Raw genomic sequence first — 23,060 nt, forward strand, 5'->3', positions numbered from 1 at the left:
GGAGATTATCATGGAACAAAAAATTATTAAAGTACAAGATTATTTAAATAAACGTCGAGAAGATTTTATTCAGATTAGTCATCAAATTCATGAACGTCCTGAGAGTGCAAACGAAGAATATTTTGCCTGTGAGTTATTAAGTGAGACATTACGCCAAGCCGGATTCGATGTTACTGTGAATGTGGCAGGTCATGAAACAGGATTTGTGGCTCGTAAAGCATCCTCTAAACCAGGTCCGATTATTGGGATTTTAGCTGAATATGATGCTTTAGCTGGACTTGGTCATGGATGCGGACATAATATTATCGGGGCTAGTAGTGTAGCAGCCGGTTGTGCATTAGCTCAAGTGATTGAAGAAACGGGTGGGGAAGTCGTTGTATTTGGAACGCCTGCTGAAGAAGGGGGAGATAACGGAAGTGCAAAAGGATCATTTGTTCGCGAAGGATTATTTAAGGACGTTGAGGTTTGTATGATGATTCATCCAGGTAGCAAGACGACTATTACTGGACCTTCTCTTGCTAATCATCCAATTGAGTTTGAATTCTTTGGACGACCAGCTCATGCAGCGGGATGTCCTGAAAAAGGAATTAATGCCTTAGATGCGATGATTTTGTTCTATAATGCAGTGAACGCACTTCGTCAGCAAGTGACACCAGATGTTCGTATTCATGGAATTATTACACATGGTGGAGATGCTCCAAATATTATTCCTGAATATACAAAAGCAAGATTCTATATTCGTGCTAATACGATTCAAGTTTGCGAAGAAGTGACTGAACGTGTGATTAAAGCAGCAGAAGGAGCAGCTTTATCGACGGGATGTGAATTAAAATATACGACTTATCAAAATATTGTGGAAGATTTAATTGTTTATCCAAAGTTTAATGAATTATTTACAAAAGTGGTGACTGACCTTGGACTAGAAGTAGAGGAACTTGATCCGAATGCTTCACGTGGTTCAACAGATGCAGGAAATGTGAGTCAAGTGGTTCCAACGATTCATCCATCACTTAAAATTTGTGAACCTCATGTTGCTGGTCATACTAAAGAGTTCAAAGAGGCGGCGGCTTCTAAAAGAGGTGATCAAGCGGTTTTAGATAGTGCTGAAATTTTAGCACGTATTAGTTTAGAGTTACTGTTAGATTCTCAAAAATTAAAAGAAATTAAAGATGAGTTTGCATTGTTAAAAGCTGAATAGTCAAAGACAAACGCATAGAGCAATCTATGTGTTTTCTTGTTTTTATCATTGTTATTTTGCTGAAGAAAACATAAAGTGATGATTAGTGAATATAATGAAGTAATTTAATCAAAGCTGTTGGGATAGGAGGAGAAGAAATGAATTCATTTTTTGAAGGACTTGGAAAGAAAGTTTCTCAAACAGGACAAGATGCGATGAAAAAAACGAAAGAACTAGCTGAGATGACAAAAATTAATTCGCAAATTTCTGAGGAAGAGAAGAAACTAAATAAATTATATATGAAGTTGGGACAACTTTATTATCAGATGCATAAGAATAATCCGGAGTTAGTATATACGGATATTTGCCAAGGAATTGGTGGATGTTTACAGACTATTGATCGATATGAAGTGATGTTAAACGAGTTAAAAGGGATTAAGCGATGTGAGAAGTGTAAAACGGAAATGCCGATTTCATCAACGTTTTGTCAAACGTGTGGAAGTAAATTAAATGATGAACGAGAAACCATTGTTTCGACCATTTGCCCGGAATGCGGAATGGAAAATGGAGGGCATGCAACGACATGTATTAAATGTGGAAAGTTACTATAAGAAAAAGCTGTTGACGTTTAAATCAACAGCTTTTTCTTATTGTTATCTATATACATAGAGAAATATATTTTACATTTTCAGAATCAGGCTTGGTATATCATTCTTTTAGGGCTACTTATATATAGAGAGAGATAAGTTGTTACATCATGAAAATCTTTGATTTATAAAAGTAACTTTAGATATCAGTTCTGTATAGTGATTACCATTTAAATGCGTTCCAATCTTCTGCATATTTAGCGAATAATTCATTAATAGCTTTACCGATTTCAGCATATTCTTCATCTTTTAAGTTAGCTAATGAAACACGAATTGACCAAGATGGTCCTTCAAATCCACTACCATTTAATAAGACAATACTGTAACGATCAGCTAATTCAAATAAGAACTCTAATGAATTTCGTTCCTCTTTAAGGTATTCAACGAATTCCTCACCATATTTAAGTTTTGCCCAAACCAGTAAATCAATTTCGTCATAGTATGACGTACTATAAGGATTTTCTTCTAAGGTAAGTTCATCAAGGTAAGTATGTAATAACTGTTTACGACGACGACAAATTTCTTTTGTTTGATTTTTATACGTATCATTTTTATCTAGTAAAGCAAAGATTGAGAAAAATGCCATCTGTACTTGTTGTGGGGTCGATAATCCGGCCGTATGGTTAAGTGCGACTTGACGGCTATCTGCTACAATACGGTCGATAAATGGAATATGATCTGGATCAGTTGTTAAAGCACCATAACGTTCTCTTAAAATATCTTTTGCGTCCTCGGGTAATTGCTCGATTAAATGATTGTAGACATTATCTTTTGCTAAGGCAATGACGCCAAGACGCCAACCTGTTACACCAAAGTATTTTGAGTAAGAATAAACGCCTAGTGTATTGTAAGGCATTGAACACATTAAAGATTGAAACTTATCTGCGAATGTCCCATAAACATCGTCGGTAACAATCATTAAATCTGGATTTTTAGATTCAACAATATGTTTCAAGTAGAACATAGACTCTTCATTGATTGCCACTGAGGGTGGATTACTTGGATTAACGACGCAGGCTAATTTAATTTTAGTATCTGCTAATTTATCTAGCTGTTCTTTAGGATATTGCCACGTATGGCGTCCATTTTCATTAACCTCAGAAGCATAGATTTTAACAATGTCGAAATGATAGCGAGGTAAGTTTGCAATTTCGACATAAGGTGTAAAGATTGGAACAAACAGAGCAATTTTATCACCTGGTGATAAAATACGGTTGGCGATTAATGAATCAAAGATATAGCACATAGCAGCAGTTCCACCTTCAACTGCATATAAATCATGAGTTGCTGTTTTAGGGTCACCTCCCATCTCTTTAATGACATAGTCCTTAACTACTTTTTCAGTATGAATTAGCATACGATCAGGAACTGGATAATTGTCACCAATAATAGCATCTGTTAATTCGAATACCCAACTATCAGGATCAAAATCATGTTCCTTAATTCCATATTCAATAATAGCTTTTAATAACTCAACACCAGGAGCATTAGAATTATGCTTTGTATACATTAAGAAGCGATTATAAATTCCTGCTTTCTCCGGCATTCCCGCTAAATCTTTATCAGACCATGTTCGTTGGGTTTCTTCTACGGCAAATTGTCCAAAAGTAAAGAATGCTTGACGAGGAGTAGCGGCTGTCCAGTTTGGGTTACCACGTCCAGCATTTAACATCATTCGAATGCCTTTTTGCTCTGATTTTTTAGCCATTTTAATCAGTTCATCTTTTAATTCGAATGGACTTAAGCTTTCAACCTTCTTAATCATATCTTGAATTTTTTTACGTCTATTTTCTTCGTGTGTTGTCATATAAAACTTCCTTTCAAACGTTCAAACTATTTTTAAATTAGGAGAAGAAGATAATGACGATAGAACCCCAAACGGTTAATAAAATGTTACCAACCGCGTATGGGACAGTGTATCCAAGTACAGGGGCATTACTTTTCGCCTTTTCACAGATAGCTCCGATAGCAGCAGTTGTTGTTAATGCTCCTGCAGTAGCACCAAGTGTAATGGGTGCCTTGAACTTAAAGACGTATTTCCCTAATAAAATTCCTGCCAATGTTGGAATGATAGTTACAATGACACCAGCTAAAAAGAAACTAATTCCAGATGTTTTTAATCCAGAAACAAAACCAGGTCCAGCATTAATTCCAACGACAGCAACGAATGCTGCTAGCCCTACATTACTTAAGAACCAGGCAGTACTTGAGGGAATACGACCAATGGTTGGACGACGTGAGTGAAGTAGTCCAAAGATTAATCCCATAATCAGTGCCCCACCACTTGTTGATAAACTGATTCCTACTTTTCCAATCATTAAAGCTGGAATCCCGATTAATCCACCAAGTAGAATCCCAAGGCCTACAAAAATCATATCTGTCTCATCAGAATTACGCGCTGGACGACCTAATTGATAAGCCAGTACTTCAACGTCATCTACCGGTCCAGTTAAGGTAAGAACATCATGATTTTGGACGATTGTATCATTTTGGTAAGGTACTTCTTCACCAGTACTTTGAAGTTTAGAAATAAATACTCCTCGAGTAAGTGTATGATGACGAATTTCTTTAATTGATTTACCAATAACCTTATCACTTTTAACGTAAACAGCTAGTGATTCTGTTGGGAAGTTAATTAAGTGATAATCTGAGATTTCTTGTCCAATATCTAATAAGTTAATTTTTTCAACATCTCGTTCTTTAAAGGCGAAAGCGACATGATCATTTTTTTGAATGACCTCATCACCGGCTGGCTTGAACACTTTATTTTCGCGTTTAATTCGAACAAGGAATAAACGAATACTATCTCGTGCCAGTTTTTTTTCAATAGTTGAAACTGATTGTCCAACATATTTGTCACTAATAATATATGCACGATAGTCTAAGTCACCCGCCCGTGAATTTTCTAAGCTATTTTCAAGTTTATCTTTTGAGATATTGTCAAGCTTTTTACTTTCTTCTTCAAGATCAACACCAAGTATTTTTGGTCCAACAGTGGCTAAAATAAAAGCACAACCAATCGTTCCAAAGATATATGTTACGGCATAACCTACGGGCACAAAATCCATCATTGATTTTTTATCACTAGCAGCTATACTTAAGTTTGATATAGCATCTTGTGCAACACCAATAACTGCTGATTGAGTTAAAGCGCCTGCAGCTAAACCAGAGGCCTGACCAGCGTTGTATCCGAGAATTTTTCCGACTATAATCGTAGAAATTAAACCAATGACACAGACGATAACAGAAAAAATTACTTGAGGAATTCCTTCTTTTTTTAATCCTTTAAAAAATTGAGGTCCGGCATTATACCCTAATGCAAATAAGAAAAGAAGGAAAAACACAGACTTAACAGTGTCGTCAATCGTAATATTTAATTGTCCAATAATAACACCTGTAATAAGTACACCAGTGACGGATCCGACTTTAAATGATCCGATTTGAATTTTTCCAACTGCATATCCAATGGCCAATGTTAAAAATAAGGCAAGCTCTGGATGTGATTGGAGAGCATGTACGAACCATGTCATAATAATTACCTCATTTTTTTAAATTTTTTAGCATCACTTTCTTATTTTAAACATTTGTTTTTATCCTATACTTTTTAAAAGTGCACTTTATCTTGCTTAGATAAGAATATGAATAGTAAAAGGATATAAACTACTAAAGATAAAAAAAGAAATGAGGTGGAGATTTGGAAGGTTACTATTTAATGCCGCATCCTCCAATAATTGTTCCCAATATAGGTAAAGGAGAAGAATTAAAGTTATATCAAACAAGTTTAGCTTGTTATGATATTGCACAAGAAATTGCAACTAAAGAACCTGAGACAATTATCATTGTAACTCCGCATGGACCGATGTTTTCAAATGCTATTTCCATTTCCGATGGAGAGGATATTAGTGGTGATTTTAGACGATTTCAATGTTTTGATATAAAGGTGGATGTAAAGCTTGATATGGAATTTAATGAGGTTTTACTTAAACTATCCCAAGATGAACAAGTTCCTGTTGTCTCTGTTGATCGAGAATTATTACGAGCCTATGGACGTCCCTTTGAACTGGATCATGGAACATTGGTTCCTTTATATTTTGTGAATAAATATTATCAAAATTATAAATTAGTTCATATTACTTATGCTCCTTTAAGTGATCGAATGCTTTATAAATTTGGGATGCTTCTTCAACAAGTAGCTCAAAACCTTAATCGTAAATCGATACTGATTGCAAGTGGAGATTTATCTCATAAGTTAAGTACAAGTGGACCTTATGCTTATTCTCCGTACGGAGAACAATTTGATCGTCAGTTTTTAGCCAAGCTTTCATCCTCTCAACCATTAGATATTTTTGAGTTAGATTGTGAAATGATTGAAGAGGCTGCAGAGTGCGGTTTAAGATCGACGAAAATATTAATGGGAGCACTAGATGGAAAAGAGATAAAAGGAGAAGTGCTCGCTTATCAAAGTCCATTTGGTGTCGGCTATGGAGTGGTTAAATTTAACGAAGTCGGTGTTGGAACCAAAGCACTAAAATATATTGGACGGAGGGAGCAAGGTATGACAGAAGTGTTACCGAAAGGAAGTAATCCGTATGTCCGATTAGCTAGAAAATGTTTAGAGGATTATTTCACACAAACTAAGACAATGATTGCGAAGGAAGAATTACCAGAAATTATGGTGGCTCATCGTCACGGCGTCTTTGTCTCCTTAAAGGAAGACGGACAATTACGTGGATGCATTGGAACCATCTTTCCAACAACGGATTGTGTTGCATCAGAAATTATTAGAAATGCGATTGCAGCAGCTACGGAAGATCCGCGATTTATTCCTGTTCGATTTGAAGAATTAAAACAGATTCAAATCTCCGTAGATGTCCTTATGACACCAACATCAGCAAGTATTGAGGAACTCGACCCAAAACGTTATGGTGTGATTGTAAGTAAAGGCATGCGTAAAGGGGTACTTTTACCTAATTTAGAAGGAGTCGAATCGGTAGATGATCAATTAGCGATTGCTTGTCAAAAAGCTGGCATTAATCCCGATGGAGATTTTGATATTGAAAAATTTGAAGTGATTCGTTATAAAGAAGGTGAGCGATAGTGGATTATCCCGTTCCGTTTTTTGAACGAAAACAAGATCGTATTCAATGTTTAATATGTCCACATAAATGTCTGATTTCAGAAGGAAAAACAGGAATATGCCGAGTTCGAACTGTACAAAATAATCAGCTAATGGTTATCAACTATGGCGAAGTTACCTCAGCAGCAGTTGATCCCATTGAGAAAAAGCCACTGTATCACTTTAAACCAGGAAAAAATATTTTATCACTTGGGAGTTTTGGTTGTAATATGACTTGTAGTTTTTGTCAGAACTATGAGATTTCTCAACATCGTCCTAAAACAGACACACTATCGATTGATGAATTAAGCGAGGCCTTAGCTTCGGTTGAGAATAATGCAGGAATAGCTTACACGTATAATGAGCCGCTAATGTGGTATGAATACGTTTATGATACGGCAAAAGAGTTAAAGCGTCGTAATCCTGACACGAGTGTTGTTATTGTCACAAATGGTTACGTTAATGAAGAACCTTTAATGAAATTATTACCCTATGTTGATGCAATGAATATTGATTTAAAGGGGTACTCAAATCGTTACTATCAAAAGATTTGCGGCGCTCAACTAGATCCAGTTCTAGAGACGATTAGACGTGCTAATGACTATATTCATATTGAAATTACCACGTTATTAGTCACAGATGAATTTGATGCTTTAGAAGAAGTAGAACAAATTGCCCAGTTTTTAGCGTCCATTAATCCAGATATCCCGCTACATTTAAGTCGTTATTTCCCCCGTTATAAAATGAAAAATGAAGCTACAAATGTTGATATCATGGCTCAAGCTGTGGCGGTTGCTAAGAAATATCTAAATTATGTCTATATCGGCAACGTTGCGGGTGCTGATACGAACACTTATTGTCCGAATTGTCATGAACGTTTAATTGAACGACATCAATATGAGACACGTTGTTTAATTCATGAGTCAAAATGCCCAACTTGTCACATACCAATTCCCATTAAGCTATGATGTTAAAAGCAATGCATGAAATTTGACTTTAATTAAGAGTCCATGTACAATATCTCCTGTTGAAAAAGAGGAGATGAATGAGAATGAAAAAAATATCAAATACGGCATTTGTTTATACAATTGTTGCATTAGTAGCGGGTGTGGTGTATCGAGAGTATACGAAAGTTGTTGGTTTCTCAGGTAAAACGAATTTATCGTTATTACACACTCATTTATTTACTTTAGGTATGTTATTTTTTTTAGTTGTGTTAGCATTAGAAACAACATTAAAGTTAAGTGAACAAAAAATCTTTAATGGATTTTTTATGACTTATAATGCGGGTTTAATTTTAACATCACTAATGATGGCAGTTCGTGGATTTTTACAAATTCAAGATGCTGAACTTTCTAAAGCAGTTAATGCCTCAGTTTCAGGAATATCTGGTGTTGGTCATATTTTATTAGGAGTAGGACTTATCTTATTCTTTATGAATCTTAGACGTACCATTGCAACAAAATAATCAAAAGACGTATTGAGTGATGGGGCTCAATACGTCTTTTTTATATTGAAATCATAGATTTTGATGGGGGAGTTGTCGATTGCTCTTTTGTTAAAAGGAAATGAACAATCATTGAGATAATTCCACTAATAATTAAAAAGGCATAAAAACTAATTCCACGACATAACAACATCGCTGGGACGATAAGGTTACTTGCAAAGAATAGTTTAAAAGCACTCATAAATGCATTTTCTGAAGCACCAACTGCCCCAGGAAGTGGAATGGATGAAACAGCTAATGAGACTAATGACTGAAGCGAGATAATTTGTAATAAAGTAAAGTCGTTAAGATGGAATGCTTTATAAACAAAATAGGGCACTAGATAAGTAGAAGTTAATTGAATGGTTGTTGTACAAACGATACGGAGTAATAAAAGGGGTTGTGTTTTAAGGTAATCTGCTCCTATCGTATACTCTTTTACTAGTGATTCTAGTTTAGATCGTGTCGTGGTTACATCTTTTATGATTCGAATAGAGGCTAACCATTTAGTAACTAAGTAGATTAATTGATAGATAAATTTTTTTGAAAACATCGCTAATAAAATACCAATCGTTAATAAAAGGTTAATTGTTACACTAAACATTAAGAAGTATTGAATTCCATGAAGATTAGTCATAATAAATTCATGGTTCAGAAGGAACATAATTCCAGCGTATGCCATCATGACCATTTGATAGACAACGGTAATAATTAATAAATTTAAGGAAGAATAAGAAAGATTGATGTTAGCTTTGTTCATATAAAACATTTGAGCGGGTTGCCCACCAGAGGAAGAGGGAGTAATTGAACTAAAATAGAAACCGATAAATGCAAATCCTAGACATTTTATGTAGGAAATCTTTTGTCCGAGGGCACGCATAATTGAGAATGTATTCATGGCTTCACACCCAACGAAGATAAACATCATACAAAGGCCTAATATAATATAGAATAAATTAACATCTTTTAATGTTTGAAGTAACGTAGGTAAAGATTGATCTTTAAAAATAAAATAGCTTGTAATTATGATTAGAGAAATCATAAATAAAAGGCTTACTGATGATTTTAGCTTATTATTCATTACTGGCTCCTTTCTAGAGAAATGAATTTCAATCCTTTTATTTTTAATTGTGGGATGGCTAGTTCTAAGGCACCGATTGTATTTAAAGGGGCCCCGTAATCAGCGCCACAATCATGACTAGAATCATGTAAACAGATTATTGAATTTGAATGACACTGTTTAATCAATCGTTCTTTTAAGAGAGATTTAGATTGATTTTTCCAGTCTTGAATCATGACATTCCAAAGACAAAGTTTTAATTGATGTTTTTTCATGAAGTGATAAGTAAATAAATTCATATGTCCCCAGGGTGGACGATAAAGGTGACACGTTACATTTAATTGATTCATAATGTCGAGGCTTTGTTGAAAGTCTTTTTTTGTATAGAAATAACTATGTAACCATGCATTTTTATGTTCGAGTGAATGAAGACCGATTTCATGTCCTTCATCTATCATACGTTTGATGAGATGAGGATATTTTTTAGCGTTCTTTGCAACAACAAAAAAGATAGCTTTTATATCGTGTTTGTTTAGGAGATCGAGAAGCTTCTCAGTATAGATTTCATCAGGTCCATCATCAAAGGTGAGAAGTATTCCTTGTTGTTGAGTATCGGTGATTGCATTTGAATTAAAGTGTTTATGGTAATAGGTTGGTAAAATTGAGTGGATGATAAACACACTTAGTGGTAATAATAAAAAAATCATTAGTGTTAGGCTCTCAACTGACAGTTTTGATAAGACAGGATAATGGTATCAAGTGTCGCATGATTGAGCTGCTGCTTAAGTGACTTCATATTTTGTCTCATTTCGTAGAGGTTCGTTTCATCATTTAAAATTTGAGAGAGATAGTGAATATTTATCAGTTGCCGTTTTGATATAATTCGACCGAGTCGATGGTAATTAATGAATTGAGCATTTTTCATTTCTTGTTGTAAAAAAGGTTCGATAATTAACATCGGTAGTTCGGAATGAATCGCTTCAAATATAGTGATTCCCCCTGGTTTAGAGATGATTAAATCAGCTTGTTGCATGTAGTTATAGACTTGATTAGTAAAACCAATGACATCGATGTTTTCATATTTTCCATGTAATTTCTGAAAAAGTTTTTTATTCCCTCCTGTAATCAGCGTTGTTTTTATATTTTTTAAGTTATTTAACTCTTCATAGAACTTTTTTGATTTTGGCAATAAACCTAGACCACCACCCATGATTAAAAGGTGTTTATTTTCTTGATGTAACTGAGGTAATACATGATGGGATTTAAAGGCTAATTTGACTGGAATTCCGATTACATGAAGTTTATTTCGAGGAATTCCTTTTTCGATTAATTCTGACTGAAGAGAAGGACTTCCTACTAAGTAACAGTCTGTTTGATCATTAATCCATTCTGAATGACTACTAATATCTGTAATACAAGTAATCAGTGGAATTTGACAACTAGATTTAGTTTTATAATGAGAAACTAACTGAGAACAATAAGGAATGGTTGAAATAATCACTGTTGGTTTTGTAATTAAAAGTAATTGTTGTAGTGATTTATAGAAGTAATCGCCTAATATAGGTTTTGAAGTTTCGTTGCCATTTTCTGTATAGTTATAAAATATATTATAGCATATAGATGCTCGATTGATAAGGAGACTAAAGCTTCGGTAAATGAGTTTTGAGATATGTGGCAGTGTATAGTCGAATATATCGACAATCGTAACATCTGAATTTTCAATGGTAGATTTAAGTTGTTCCTCTATTGAATAGGATGCTGAGTAATGCCCCATTCCAAATTTCCCTGTTAAAATTAGAACTTTCATATTATTTCCTCCTGTTTCCTATAGGTTTATTATAGAAATTAAATCTTTAGATTTGTTCTATAAAAATCTTAAGATTTTTTAAAGATTCTCTGAATAATACGTTAAGAAAATAATGGTATTTTAACTAACAAGGGAGTGTAAGTTTAAACAATAACTGTTTTCTTACCCTGAATAATGAATATATTTGGATTAGGAGTATAACCGTGTCGATTAGGATAAATTAACATAATGTAGTAACAGCTAGAGTTTAGGAAAAATTATGGATCAGAAAAGGGGATTTAGATGATGAATCAAGTAGAAAATTATTTTGAACGAGTGGCAAATGATATTAAAGAAAAAGCGCCATTATATTTGAAGATGAGTCATCAAATTCATGAAAAACCTGAATTAGGCAATGAGGAACAATTTGCGTGTCAATTACTGACTAATTTATTAAAAGAGGAAGGATTTGAGGTTGAGATTGATATTGCTACCCATCCAACAGGTTTTATTGCGCGTAAGAAAAGTCAGAAGGAAGGACCCTCAATTGGAATACTCGTTGAATATGATGCATTAAGAGGCTTAGGGCATGCGTGTGGTCATAATATTATTGCTATGATGAGTATAGGTGCGTCTTTAGCTATTTCTTCAGTCCTTGATGAGTTAGGTGGAAAGGTAGTTGTTTACGGAACACCTGCTGAAGAGGGAGGACCACACGGGAATGCAAAGGAGAGTTATGTACAAGAGCATCTATTTGATGAAGTTGATGTCTGTATGATGATTCATCCGTTTCATACAACAGCCCCTACTCAACCAACCCTTGCGATTGTTAAACCTGAATTTGAGTTTTTTGGTCGTCCTTCTCACGCGGGAGCAGCACCTGAAAAAGGGATTAATGCCTTAGATGCTATGCTTCTATTTTATAGTGGGATTAATGCCATGCGGCAGCAAATGCCACCAAGGGTTTTAATTCATGGAATTATTACAAATGGTGGTGAGGCGCCAAATATTATACCTGCATATACGAAAGCTAGCTTTTATATTCGAGCTCCTAAATCTGATTTATGTGATATTTATAAAGAAAAAATTTTAAAAATTGGTCAAGGTGCTGCATTAGCAACAGGATGTAGGTTTAAATATGATGATTCACTTAACCGAGTGAGGGAAATGTTCATTATCCCAAGTTTCGAAAATCTTTTTATTGAGGAAGCCAATCGATTAGGGTTAGAGGTTAAAACGAAAGATTGTAAAAGCATTGGTTCAACCGATGCAGGAAATGTGAGCCAGGTGGTTCCAACGATTCATCCAACGATTAAAATTTGTAATGATTCTATTACGATTCATACGGAGGAATTTAAACAGGCAGCTAAATCAGAAGCAGGTGATCAAGCTATTATTGATGGCGCAATCATTTTAGCGCGTATTGCAGTTCGCTTATTGACGGATGATGATTGTTTGAAAATGATTAAAGAAGAATTCCAAAAAATAAAAGAAGCTCATTTATCTGAAGTAATTGAAGAGAGGGGTTAAAGAAGCCCTCTTTTTATATGTTCTTCAACTAAGAGATACATAAAGGGGCAAAAATATACATTAATGTATAATTTTTTAATGAACGGAAGAATATTTGAAGCGTACGAATAAATATAATGATTAATATAAAGACTTGTGGTATTAAGTCAAGTATATGATTGAAAAAAATAGATAAAGATTTTTAAAAGTTGGACGCACTGAACTAGACCCTCGGCTAATTTTTTAAAAATTTAGCCTAGCGCCAGACAGAAAGGATTCAAAAGCAATCAGTTAGCTTTTGAGTGATACGCTCCTTTCCGGCGTGTAGAGTTGGTGGTTACGTAACAGCGTATCCACCAAACGCACTAATTTTCTAGCGGTTAGGACGAGGGCTCGTTTGTGTTTAAATTTCGGAACTTCATCGTATTTTTTTTGGTAATACAAGCGGTAAGTATCTTCGTGTCGTCTGATAGAGTTGGCAGCTTCAACCATATAATACCGAAGATATTGGTTGCCTGTTCGTGTCAGTGGTGTACGTTCCGATTCAAAGTTTCCAGACTGATTTTTTTTCCAGTAGAGACCGCAATATTTGGCTAATTGGGCTTCATTTTCAAAACGTTCAATTTGACCGATTTCAGCGACAATACCGGCGGCATAAACAATACCGATACCTGGAATACTTTTTAAACATTGGGCTTCTGTTACAATTTCAAAGAGCGCCACAATGCTTTTTTCTAAATCTTTAATCTGTTTTTTCAACGTTTGGATTAATCGTGCATAAGTCGCTAAAACCATGTCTACTGATTCTTGAACGACTTTACCCAATCGATAAGAATCACGAATAGCTTTTTTAATGGCTTTAGCTAATTTCTGTGGATCACTAAAACGACCTCGACCTTTTTCTTGTAGAAGGTTAGCTAAATCTTCTAACTCCATTTCGGCCATTTCATCGAGGGTTAGTGCATCAGAAAGAAGATCGAGCATGGTCGCACCAAAAACAGAGGTATCGAGCTCTTTAGAGAGGGTATTACACTTGTAGTAAAGGTTCTCAAGAAAGTGCTGTTTACATTCGGTGAGTTGATGAACCATTTGATATCTCGAACGAGTCAGACGTTGAAGAGCGACATAGCGTTCCTCTTTTAAAACTGTCTTATTAAATCGTTCAATACGTAAGAAGTCGGCAATACGAAAGGCATCAATTCGATCGTTTTTATCTTCTTCAAAAAGCCCTTTATAACGATGAATGGACTTAGGGTTTTGGATAACGACTTCAACGAGACCTAAGGATTTTAGTTCAAGATCTTCAGATAAAAAAGTTGCAGGATGAAAACTGTAAATCGAAGTAGACTCCATTCCAATCACGATTTTTTCATAGTTAAATGATTGGTGAAACTGGAGAACATCTTCTTTGATAGAAGAGGCACCGTTAATGTTATTAGGAAGGGTAACTTCTTTTAACGTCGTGTCTGAACTATCAAGAAAACAAACATCAAGTTTTTCAGAGCTAACATCAATACCGACAAATAATTTCATGGAAGGGACCTCCTTTCTTTTGAATGAATTTGGAATAAACTCGGATACGGCTGGACATCCCTAGGGTCCCAAACGTGGCGACAACCTCGCGTATAAGTATTCTAAAGACTTTAGCTATGAGTGCTGCCCTCAACCCTGTTAAGAAGAGGAACATAGAAGGAGTTGATACAGCTTGTGCGTATGCCGAACAGTTTGGGTCTGGGTCACAGTCTTCAAATGTAGTCGAACTACAGGAGGGAAAAGTATATTCCTGATGGATCCAATTCCATTACCTATATGATGGAACGTCCGAGGGTATCTGAGACAAAAAGAGATCACTAAATGAATCATTTAGGTAAAGAAAACTCATTCAGTTTTCAAAGAACAATTCATGCCCTAAATGAAGGGCTTAAACTTATTATACGAGGAGGGGAATAGATGAGTTACATTGTGGATAGTTTAGTTGAACTAATCGGGAATACACCTTTATTGCGTTTAAACAAATATAGTCAGCAAGTAGGAGCAAAGGCAGAGTTAATTGCTAAGCTAGAGTATTTTAATCCAGCGGGAAGTGTAAAAGATCGAATTGCTTGTGCCATGATTAAAGCAGCTGAAAGCCAAGGGGTTTTAACGAAAGAATCGATGATTGTTGAACCGACGAGTGGAAATACGGGGATTGGCTTAGCCTTTGTTGCGGCAGCTAAAGGTTATCAATTAACGTTAGTGATGCCAGACACGATGAGTATCGAGCGTCGAAAGTTATTAAAAGCTCTTGGTGCCAACCTTGTTTTAACAGAAGGGGCGAAAGGGATGAAAGGTGCCGTTGCTAAAGCTGAGGAACTTTGTCAAGAAATTCCGGGGGCGATAATGCTTCAGCAATTTGAGAACCCGGCTAATCCAGCTATTCATCGTTTGACGACAGCTGTTGAAATATGGAATGATACAGATGGATTAGTGGATATCTTTGTTGCTGGCGTTGGGACAGGTGGAACAATCACAGGAGTAGGAGAAGTATTAAAGGAATATAACCAAAATGTGAAAGTAGTTGCAGTTGAACCAGCAACTTCACCCGTTTTATCAAAAGGGGTAGCCGGCCCTCATAAAATTCAAGGAATTGGTGCTGGATTTGTTCCGAATGTTTTAAATTGCAATATTATTGATGAGATTATCTCTGTATCAAATGAAGATGCCTTTCAAACATCACGTCTATTAGCGGATGCAGAAGGTTTATTAGTGGGCATTTCTTCTGGAGCAGCGGTCTATGCTGCAACTGAGTTAGCTAAACGTGAAGAAAATGTAGGGAAACGAATTGTTGTGATTTGTCCAGATACAGGTGAACGCTATTTATCAACTGGATTATATAATGAAGACTAATGAAAAGGTGAGCATTTTAGCTCACCTTTAGTATTTTTATAAAATATTAATTAGTCGACGATTGATGACCATTGATTCTTTTTTTGGAAGAACAATGGTAAGTGTATCATTAGTTAAGTTGGCTGTAATTTTATCGGCATCAACGTCGTATAGACTGAAGCTTTGTGAAAAAGAACTACTTTGGTAAGCTTGTCCTGTTTCTTCATTTGCTTGAACAACTTGTTTTACTGTTAGGATTAAATTTTGATTTTCAACAGCTAACTGGATATTTTCCCGTTTTAAATTTGGAAGTGTCAACGTGAAAATATATTCTGTTCCTTGATCATTAAAGGTTGTATTATTCATTGGTGTAAAAGCAGATTGAAAAGTGTTTAACATCATCGTTTCCATATGATTAAAAATATCAAAAAAATTAACGGGTGCTAATGATTCATTTTTTCCGCCAAAGGGTGTTAAGTTTGACATCCTATCTCCTCCTTATCTGAGATAAAAGTGATACAACATATCATATGCGATTGTCATATTTGAGTGTCTATTTTGGAGAGATTGCATGAATGAAATGGGTATGATAAACTGATAATGAGAGGTGTGATACAATGAATATAATTGAAATTGCGAAACTGGCAGGAGTATCAAAGTCAACCGTCTCTAGATATTTAAATGATGGATATGTCAGCGAGGAAGCTAGCGAGAAAATAAAAGAAGTAATTGAACAAACGGGGTTTGTTCCAAGACGACAAGCTCAGGCGATGCGTTCACAAAAAACAAATTTAATTGGTATTATTGTTCCAAAAATTAGTACAGAAACAGCTGCTCGTGTCATTGAAGGAATTACTAATGAATTAAGTAACGCTGGGTATGAAGTACTAATTGGAAATACAAGTCAATCGATTGAAAAAGAATTCGATTATTTAAAAGTCTTTAAAAACCAAGTAGACGGAATTATTTTTATGGCCACTGAAATTACACCTAAACATTATGAGTTATTTGAGCAGTTACATATTCCGATTGTTGTTGTTGCTCAAAAAGTAAAAGATTATCCATGTATTGTTCATGATGATTATCATGCATCTAAAGATGCCATTAACTATTTAATTGATAAAGGTCATCGTTCAATAGGATTTATTGGCGTTGGTGAATATGATGTTGCGGTTGGAATTGAGCGTAAAAAAGGGTATTTAGATGCTTTAGAAGAACAGAAAATTGAAGCTCAATCAGAGTATATTCAAATTGGGGATTTTAGTCATGAAAGTGGATTTAACTTGACTAAGCATTTAATGTCGTTACCAAAACCACCAAGTGCAATTTTTGCCGTGACTGATAACTTAGCTATTGGATGTATGGAATATTTAAAAGAAAATGGATATAAGATCCCTGACGATGTTGCAGTCATGGGGCTAGGTGATATAAAAATCGCTGCTTATATGACACCAGGGCTTACAACTGTTCATTATCATTTTCAGACGATGGGAGCTAAAAGTGCTAATCTTTTAATGCAGTTAATTCAATCAGGAAAAGAAAGCTCTAAAAATTATGAAAGCAATTTTATTTTTAATTATAGACTTATAGAACGTGATAGTGTATAATAATCTTCGTGATGAAGGTTATTATTTTTTTGAACCTGATGGGAACGTTCCCGCAAAAATCTCATTAAGTAACCATAAAAACCAATTATAAATACAGTCCAAAAAGAAAGCGTTAATTTATTTTTTTAGGACTTTGTGGGAACGTTCCCTCAAAGAAACTCAAAGTAGTAAACATTGAAGTGAGAAAAATGGAAAACAATAATGGCGTTTAGAAGAAATAATAAGTCGTCAGCTCAATGAAACAATGTATCATCTTCAACTATATATTAGTCATCCTAAAATGATTAGTATATTTACTTGTAGACATGATACTTAGGGGGAGTAAAAAGTTATGACAAACCCAAATTATGCCGAAGTCGCTAAGGTTATTCTTGAAGCAATCGGTGGAAAAGATAATGTTGCTAGTGCTGCGCATTGTGCGACACGCTTACGTTTAGTTTTAAACGATGAGTCAAAAGTAAATAAAGCAGAAATTGAAAAAATGGATATTGTTAAAGGTGTATTTTCAACAGCGTGACAGTTCCAAATTATTATTGGACAAGGAACAGTTAATCGCGTGTATGCTGAATTAGCAGCACTTGCTGGAATTCAAGAGATGAGTACAGCAGATGTTAAAGATGCAGCAATGGAAAAATTAAATCCATTCCAACGCTTCTGTCGTATGCTATCAAACATCTTTGTACCAATTATTCCTGCAATCGTTGCAGCAGGTTTATTAATGGGGATTTTAGGGATTGTTGATAAAGTTGGTTTAGGACACTTAACTGATAGTTGGTGGTTCACGTTATTAGATATGTTCTCATCTGCAGCATTTAATTTCTTACCAATCTTAATCGCAATTTCAGCTGCAAAGCAATTCAAATGTAATCCTTACTTAGCAGCCACAATTGGGGGAATTATGATTCACCCTGCATTACAAAATGCTTGGACATCAGGAACTGGTTATGAAACAGTTAATGTATTAGGAATCATTGATATGCCTTTATTAGGCTATCAAGGAACGGTATTACCAATTTTAATCGTTATCTTTGTAATGTCTTATATTGAAAAATATACACGAAAATATATGCCTAAAATGTTAGATATTTTATTAACGCCATTAATCACTGTATTAGTGACAGGATTCTTAGCGTTAGTTGTCATTGGACCAATTGCTAATACAGTAGGTTCAGCAATTTCAACATTCTTTACATATGCCTTAAATAACTTCGGTATCTTCGCGGGATTATTATTAGGTGGATCTTATTCATCAATCGTAATCACTGGTATTCATCAATCGTAATCACTGGTATTCATCAATCGTAATCACTGGTATTCATCAATCGTAATCACTGGTATTCATCATAGTTTCCATGCTGTTGAGTTAGAGTTAATTGGAAATACTGGATTTAACTCATTATTACCAATTTGGTCAATGGCAAACGTAGCACAAGGTGGGGCAGCATTCGCTGTTTACTTCTTAGCTAAAAATAAAAAAACAAAAGCAATTGCTTTACCATCTGCCATTAGTTGTTTATTTGGTGTAACTGAAGCAGCAATTTTTGGGGTAAACATGAAGTATGGTCGTCCATTCATCGGAGCTGCAATTGGTGGGGCTTTAGGTGGAGCTTACATTGTATTCTCTAAAGTTGTATTTACAGCTGTTGGAGTAACTGGACTTCCGGCCTTAGCAATTTCTGCACCTGGAACAACATTAAACTATTTAATTGCAATGGGAATTGCAGTTGTAGGAGCTTTCATTGCGACATGGATTCTTGGGATTAAAGAAGACTAATTAAATAAATTCATAGATGGAAAATGGATAATGGGGGACTCTCCGTTATTCATTTTTCTGTATTATAGCAAAAAGGAGAACGGTATCATGAAAAAAGTTATTTCAATTGGAGAAGCATTAATCGATTTCATTCCACAACAAAAAGGAGTAGCACTTAAAGATGTAGAAGGATTTTTACGTGTGCCAGGTGGAGCTCCATTAAACGTTGCAGCAGCTGTCGCTAAATTAGGTGGAAAAGCACAAATGTTAACAAAATTAGGGATGGATGGATTCGGAGATGCAATCTTAGAAGAAGTTAAGCCATTAGGTGTAGATGTTTCACGTGTAGGACGTACAAATCAAGCTAATACAGCATTAGCATTCGTTTCTTTAAAAGAAGATGGAGAGCGTGATTTCTCATTCTATCGTAATCCAAGTGCCGATATGTTATTAAGTGAAGATGAAATTCATGAAGAAGATTTTGAAAATGGATCAATCTTACACTTCTGTTCTGTTAGCTTGATTGATGCACCAATTAAACAAGCTCATAAAAAAGCTATTGAGTATGCAACAAAATATAACGGAATCATCAGCTTTGATCCTAATGTTCGTTTACCATTATGGGAGTCACCAGAAGCTTGTCGTCAAGCTATTTTAGAATTTTTACCTTTATCAAATATTGTTAAAATTAGTGATGAAGAATTAGAATTCATTACTGGAATTAAAGATGAGCAAGAAGCATTAAAATCATTATTCGTTGGAAATGTAGAAGTTGTTATTTATACAAAAGGGACAAATGGATCAGACTTCATCACAAAAGAACGAAAAGTCACTGTTCCATCGTTTACAGTAAAAGCTGAAGATACAACAGGAGCAGGAGATTCATATATCGGATCGTTCTTATATCAAGTTGCTCAAACAGTTAATACGTTAGAAGAGTTAGTTCAATTAGATGAAGTAAAAGTGACTGAAATCATGACATTTAGCGCAGCAACTGCAGCATTAACTGTTTCTAAAAAAGGTGCCATTGCAGCATTACCTACAAAAGAAGCAGTGATTGAAATGATGAATCGATAATTTTTAGGAGGATGTGAGGATGATAACAAAACAACAGTTTATTGACCAAATTGCTGCAGAAAAAGCGAATCAGTTACCCATAGTTAATGGGGATGAGTGGCGTAATAAATTTCATCTCATGGCACCTATTGGTTGGATTAATGATCCAAACGGATTATGTTATTTTAAAGGATTATATCATGTGTTTTATCAATATTCACCATTAGATGCGAAAGGTGGATTAAAGTTCTGGGGACATTATACATCACCAGATATGGTAAACTGGACAGAGCATGAAGTAGCCTTATTCCCAGACATCGCTGCAGATGTAGATGGGGTTTATTCAGGATCTGCTTTAGTTCATAATGATGAAATGTATTTATTCTATACTGGAAATGTTAAATACGAAGGTGATCATGATTACATTTTAACGGGACGAGAGCAAAATGTAATTATGGTTAAATCGACAGATGGATTTAATTTCTCTGAAAAGCAAGTTTTATTAACGAATGAAGATTATCCTAAAAATATGGGATTACATGTTCGTGATCCAAAAGTGTGGGAAGAAGATGGAGTCTTCTATATGGTTTTAGGTGCACGTTCAATTGATGATAAAGGATATGTCTTACTGTATAAATCAACAAACTTAACAGATTGGGAATTATTAAGTGTTCCAGCTGGTGGATTAGATGATATGGGATACATGTGGGAGTGTCCAGATACATTCAAATTAGAAGGAAAGGACATCTTCATGTTCTCTCCACAAGGAATGGATGCTAAAGGATTAAAGTATCATAATGTTTATCAAAGTGGATATGCTGTTGGATCATTTGATGAAAATAAACAAATATTATCATTAGGTGCTTTTGATGAATTAGATCGTGGCTTCGACTTTTATGCACCGCAAACTTTTAAAAACCATGATGGACGTATTATTATGTATGGATGGGCTGGTGTACCAGATGCCGTTGAACACAGTAATCCAACTATTGAAAAAGGATGGCAACATTGTTTAACATTACCACGTGAATTAGTTTTAAAAGGTGAAAAATTATATCAAGTGCCAGTAGAAGAGCTAAAAGCACTGCGTAAAGATGAAACAATTATTAAAGAGATTAATTTAGGTCAATCACAAGTATTCAAATTATTTGAAAATAATACATACGAATTAAACCTAGACTTCAAAAATACAACTTCATTTGAATTAGATTTTCGTGAAGATTGTCAATTAACATTTAAAGATGGAATTTTTACATTATCATTAGGTCGAAGTGGATACGGACGTGATTACCGTCGTGTTGAGATTAAAGCTATCTCAAATGTACGTATCTACTCTGATAACTCAATTTTAGAGATTTATTTAAATGAGGGGGCTGAAGTTTTTACTTCACGTATTTATAATAAAAAATTAGATGAAACATTAACTTTATCAGGAACAGGTGACGTTACGTTAACTAAATGGTCATTGTAGTGTTAATAAAGGGGTAATCATTTTAGGTTATCCCTTTTTTGATGAAAGATATGGCGTTATAATTGTTGAAAAGATATAGGATTGAGAAGAAAAGCGATAAATAAAAACACAGCATGGCTGTGTTTTGTTATTTTGTTTTGCGTAATTCTTCCTTTAATTGACGCTTTGGTAAGTTGCGACGTAGTTTACGTTCAATCATATTAAATTCGAGATTATCTTTTGGTGCGACAAACATACATGTGTATCCATCTTCACCTGCACGACCTGTACGCCCAATACGATGAATATAAATCTCAGGTGTTTCTGGAACATCATAGTTATAAATATGAGTCACACCACTAATATCAAGTCCACGTGAAGCAACATCTGTTGCAATTAAGTATTGTAAATCTGCATCACGGAAGGATTTTAAGATACGTTCACGCTTATTTTGTGCAATATCACTATGAATGACTTGAACGTTAAATCCACGTTTTTTCATTTTAGCAAATAATTCATCGGCGCGACGCTTAGTACGAGCAAAGATAATGGCTAAGAATGGATTATCTTCTTCAAGAACTTGGCAAAGTGTATCTGCCTTCCAACGATCCGTTGTTTCAATTACTTCTTGACGAATCGTATCAATCGTCACCTTCTTAGGTTCAATCGTTACCATTGTTGGTGAGTAAGTATAGTGGTAAGCAAGTTTTTTAACATTTGGTGCCATTGTTGCAGAAAAGCATAGTGTTTGACGATTACGAGGAGTTGCTCTTAAAATTTGATCAACTTCATTTCTAAATCCCATTAATAACATTTGATCTGCTTCATCAATGACGACTGTTTTAACTTTATTTAAATCTATTGTTCCACGTTCAATATGGTCAATTAATCGTCCAGGAGTTGCAATGATTAAATGAATAGTACCTTTTAATTTATTTAGCTGAGAACCGATATTGCGTCCTCCGTAAGCTGCTAACACATTAATAGCTTTTCCTTTAGCTAATTGATTAGCTTCTTCTGTAATTTGTAAAGCTAACTCTCGAGTAGGCGTGATAATTAATGCTTGAGTTGCACAGACATCAGGTGAAATATTTTCAAATAATGGTAATAAGAAAGCTAATGTTTTTCCGGTTCCTGTTTGAGCCTGAGCAATTACATCTTTATAGTCTTTAATTAATGGAATACACTCTTCTTGAATTGAAGTAGGAGTTGTAATTCCTGATTTTTTTAAAACTTGAACCAATGGTTCACTAATCCCTAAATCTTTAAAATTCATAATGACATACCTTTCGTTCTTGTATTCAATTAATCATACCATAGTCTATGCAAAAATACATGAGTAATTAATTTATAGTGATTTATAATTGATATACTGTGTTTACAATTAAGATTGAAGTGACGTAATCCGTTGATTATAGTAATAAAATACTTGGTGATAAAAAGTAAAGGGGGAATTCTTTAGCAAAAGGAAACTAATAAAATATTATTGTTAATAATGCTTTGCAGAAAAAAAGAACATATAGTGTATTTTTGTATTAAAAACTATAT

19 protein-coding genes and 1 pseudogene are annotated in these 23,060 nt (G+C 34.8%); 12 read left to right on the forward strand and 8 right to left on the reverse strand.

Annotated features, from left to right (window positions below; translation table 11 throughout):
- Positions 1-10: 10 nt before the first annotated feature.
- Entirely contained in the window at positions 11-1,198 is a 1,188-nt protein-coding gene (locus AT726_RS09380) for a M20 family metallopeptidase (RefSeq protein ID WP_068759459.1), read from the forward strand.
- Between the two features lie 137 nt (positions 1,199-1,335).
- A complete protein-coding gene (locus AT726_RS09385; protein WP_068759460.1) occupies positions 1,336-1,788 on the forward strand; it encodes a zinc ribbon domain-containing protein in 453 nt (150 codons plus the stop codon).
- Positions 1,789-1,987: 199 nt separating this feature from the next.
- Here the strand turns inward: AT726_RS09385 and aspD are convergent, their stop codons facing one another.
- Positions 1,988-3,631: an aspartate 4-decarboxylase gene (gene aspD, locus AT726_RS09390; RefSeq protein WP_068759461.1), complete on the reverse strand. Its 1,644-nt coding sequence runs from the start codon at positions 3,629-3,631 to the stop codon at positions 1,988-1,990.
- 37 nt (positions 3,632-3,668) lie between these two features.
- Positions 3,669-5,354, reverse strand: coding sequence for an aspartate-alanine antiporter (gene aspT, locus AT726_RS09395; protein ID WP_055275663.1), 1,686 nt, complete (start codon positions 5,352-5,354; stop codon positions 3,669-3,671).
- 164 nt (positions 5,355-5,518) lie between these two features.
- Between aspT and amrA the strand changes: the two genes are divergently transcribed.
- The 3 genes from amrA to AT726_RS09410 all read left to right on the forward strand — a co-directional run bounded on the left by amrA (position 5,519) and on the right by AT726_RS09410 (position 8,408).
- Positions 5,519-6,922: an AmmeMemoRadiSam system protein A gene (gene amrA, locus AT726_RS09400; protein WP_237297072.1), complete on the forward strand. Its 1,404-nt coding sequence runs from the start codon at positions 5,519-5,521 to the stop codon at positions 6,920-6,922.
- Positions 6,922-7,908 carry an AmmeMemoRadiSam system radical SAM enzyme gene (amrS, locus tag AT726_RS09405; protein WP_055243426.1) on the forward strand — a complete coding sequence of 329 codons (987 nt, stop codon included), beginning with the start codon at positions 6,922-6,924 and terminating at the stop codon, positions 7,906-7,908. Before amrA ends, amrS begins: the two co-directional genes overlap by 1 nt.
- Positions 7,909-7,991: 83 nt before the next feature.
- Positions 7,992-8,408, forward strand: a complete 417-nt coding sequence (locus AT726_RS09410; RefSeq protein WP_055275667.1) for a DUF2871 domain-containing protein — start codon at positions 7,992-7,994, stop codon at positions 8,406-8,408.
- Positions 8,409-8,448: 40 nt separating this feature from the next.
- On the opposite strand, the gene AT726_RS09415 is transcribed toward AT726_RS09410, so the two are convergent.
- From AT726_RS09415 to AT726_RS09425, 3 genes are read right to left on the reverse strand one after another with little or no spacing between them, the layout of a single operon-like run.
- The gene (locus tag AT726_RS09415; protein WP_055275669.1) at positions 8,449-9,507 is read right to left on the reverse strand and encodes a lysylphosphatidylglycerol synthase transmembrane domain-containing protein; all 1,059 of its coding nucleotides are present in this window, start codon (positions 9,505-9,507) and stop codon (positions 8,449-8,451) included.
- Entirely contained in the window at positions 9,507-10,193 is a 687-nt protein-coding gene (locus AT726_RS09420) for a polysaccharide deacetylase family protein (RefSeq protein ID WP_055275671.1), read from the reverse strand. Before AT726_RS09420 ends, AT726_RS09415 begins: the two co-directional genes overlap by 1 nt.
- Before the next feature lie 5 nt (positions 10,194-10,198).
- Positions 10,199-11,293: an MGDG synthase family glycosyltransferase gene (locus tag AT726_RS09425; protein ID WP_068759462.1), complete on the reverse strand. Its 1,095-nt coding sequence runs from the start codon at positions 11,291-11,293 to the stop codon at positions 10,199-10,201.
- Positions 11,294-11,578: 285 nt separating this feature from the next.
- Between AT726_RS09425 and AT726_RS09430 the strand changes: the two genes are divergently transcribed.
- A complete protein-coding gene (locus AT726_RS09430) occupies positions 11,579-12,802 on the forward strand; it encodes a M20 family metallopeptidase (RefSeq protein WP_237252344.1) in 1,224 nt (407 codons plus the stop codon).
- A 270-nt stretch (positions 12,803-13,072) separates the two neighbouring features.
- Here the strand turns inward: AT726_RS09430 and AT726_RS09435 are convergent, their stop codons facing one another.
- Positions 13,073-14,314, reverse strand: a complete 1,242-nt coding sequence (locus tag AT726_RS09435; RefSeq protein WP_068759463.1) for an IS110 family transposase — start codon at positions 14,312-14,314, stop codon at positions 13,073-13,075.
- Between the two features lie 417 nt (positions 14,315-14,731).
- Between AT726_RS09435 and cysK the strand changes: the two genes are divergently transcribed.
- Positions 14,732-15,667 (forward strand): cysteine synthase A, encoded by a 936-nt coding sequence (gene cysK, locus AT726_RS09445; protein WP_068759464.1) that lies wholly within the window; start codon positions 14,732-14,734, stop codon positions 15,665-15,667.
- Between the two features lie 36 nt (positions 15,668-15,703).
- Here the strand turns inward: cysK and AT726_RS09450 are convergent, their stop codons facing one another.
- On the reverse strand, positions 15,704-16,132 hold the full coding sequence (locus AT726_RS09450; RefSeq protein ID WP_055243431.1) for an Hsp20/alpha crystallin family protein: 429 nt from the start codon (positions 16,130-16,132) through the stop codon (positions 15,704-15,706).
- A 131-nt stretch (positions 16,133-16,263) separates the two neighbouring features.
- Here AT726_RS09450 and AT726_RS09455 point away from each other — a divergent pair, with 131 nt between their 5' ends.
- The 5 genes and pseudogenes from AT726_RS09455 (at position 16,264) to AT726_RS09470 (ending at position 21,533) form a co-directional block, all read left to right on the forward strand.
- A complete protein-coding gene (locus AT726_RS09455) occupies positions 16,264-17,253 on the forward strand; it encodes a LacI family DNA-binding transcriptional regulator (protein ID WP_055243432.1) in 990 nt (329 codons plus the stop codon).
- A 331-nt stretch (positions 17,254-17,584) separates the two neighbouring features.
- Entirely contained in the window at positions 17,585-17,770 is a 186-nt protein-coding gene (locus AT726_RS13245; protein WP_237297073.1) for a PTS transporter subunit EIIB, read from the forward strand.
- A 201-nt stretch (positions 17,771-17,971) separates the two neighbouring features.
- Positions 17,972-19,027: pseudogene (locus AT726_RS09460) on the forward strand (PTS transporter subunit EIIC).
- 87 nt (positions 19,028-19,114) lie between these two features.
- Positions 19,115-20,083: a carbohydrate kinase family protein gene (locus AT726_RS09465; protein ID WP_068759465.1), complete on the forward strand. Its 969-nt coding sequence runs from the start codon at positions 19,115-19,117 to the stop codon at positions 20,081-20,083.
- 19 nt (positions 20,084-20,102) lie between these two features.
- Positions 20,103-21,533 (forward strand): glycoside hydrolase family 32 protein, encoded by a 1,431-nt coding sequence (locus tag AT726_RS09470; RefSeq protein ID WP_068759466.1) that lies wholly within the window; start codon positions 20,103-20,105, stop codon positions 21,531-21,533.
- 127 nt (positions 21,534-21,660) lie between these two features.
- On the opposite strand, the gene AT726_RS09475 is transcribed toward AT726_RS09470, so the two are convergent.
- Entirely contained in the window at positions 21,661-22,788 is a 1,128-nt protein-coding gene (locus AT726_RS09475) for a DEAD/DEAH box helicase (protein WP_055275677.1), read from the reverse strand.
- Between the last annotated feature and the right edge of the window lie 272 nt (positions 22,789-23,060).

This window comes from Turicibacter sp. H121, assembly GCF_001543345.1.
In the GTDB taxonomy this organism is placed as follows: domain Bacteria; phylum Bacillota_I; class Bacilli_A; order MOL361; family Turicibacteraceae; genus Turicibacter; species Turicibacter bilis.

What these genes read in the sequence shown, in the direction of transcription:
- AT726_RS09380 (WP_068759459.1), top strand. Translation starts at nt 11, where the DNA reads ATGGAACAAAAAATTATTAAAGTACAAGATTATTTAAATAAACGTCGA.
- AT726_RS09385 (WP_068759460.1), top strand. Translation starts at nt 1,336, where the DNA reads ATGAATTCATTTTTTGAAGGACTTGGAAAGAAAGTTTCTCAAACAGGA.
- aspD (WP_068759461.1), bottom strand. Translation starts at nt 3,631, where the DNA reads ATGACAACACACGAAGAAAATAGACGTAAAAAAATTCAAGATATGATT.
- aspT (WP_055275663.1), bottom strand. Translation starts at nt 5,354, where the DNA reads ATGACATGGTTCGTACATGCTCTCCAATCACATCCAGAGCTTGCCTTA.
- AT726_RS09410 (WP_055275667.1), top strand. Translation starts at nt 7,992, where the DNA reads ATGAAAAAAATATCAAATACGGCATTTGTTTATACAATTGTTGCATTA.
- AT726_RS09415 (WP_055275669.1), bottom strand. Translation starts at nt 9,507, where the DNA reads ATGAATAATAAGCTAAAATCATCAGTAAGCCTTTTATTTATGATTTCT.
- AT726_RS09420 (WP_055275671.1), bottom strand. Translation starts at nt 10,193, where the DNA reads ATGATTTTTTTATTATTACCACTAAGTGTGTTTATCATCCACTCAATT.
- AT726_RS09425 (WP_068759462.1), bottom strand. Translation starts at nt 11,293, where the DNA reads ATGAAAGTTCTAATTTTAACAGGGAAATTTGGAATGGGGCATTACTCA.
- AT726_RS09430 (WP_237252344.1), top strand. Translation starts at nt 11,579, where the DNA reads ATGAATCAAGTAGAAAATTATTTTGAACGAGTGGCAAATGATATTAAA.
- AT726_RS09435 (WP_068759463.1), bottom strand. Translation starts at nt 14,314, where the DNA reads ATGAAATTATTTGTCGGTATTGATGTTAGCTCTGAAAAACTTGATGTT.
- cysK (WP_068759464.1), top strand. Translation starts at nt 14,732, where the DNA reads ATGAGTTACATTGTGGATAGTTTAGTTGAACTAATCGGGAATACACCT.
- AT726_RS09450 (WP_055243431.1), bottom strand. Translation starts at nt 16,132, where the DNA reads ATGTCAAACTTAACACCCTTTGGCGGAAAAAATGAATCATTAGCACCC.
- AT726_RS09455 (WP_055243432.1), top strand. Translation starts at nt 16,264, where the DNA reads ATGAATATAATTGAAATTGCGAAACTGGCAGGAGTATCAAAGTCAACC.
- AT726_RS13245 (WP_237297073.1), top strand. Translation starts at nt 17,585, where the DNA reads ATGACAAACCCAAATTATGCCGAAGTCGCTAAGGTTATTCTTGAAGCA.
- AT726_RS09465 (WP_068759465.1), top strand. Translation starts at nt 19,115, where the DNA reads ATGAAAAAAGTTATTTCAATTGGAGAAGCATTAATCGATTTCATTCCA.
- AT726_RS09470 (WP_068759466.1), top strand. Translation starts at nt 20,103, where the DNA reads ATGATAACAAAACAACAGTTTATTGACCAAATTGCTGCAGAAAAAGCG.
- AT726_RS09475 (WP_055275677.1), bottom strand. Translation starts at nt 22,788, where the DNA reads ATGAATTTTAAAGATTTAGGGATTAGTGAACCATTGGTTCAAGTTTTA.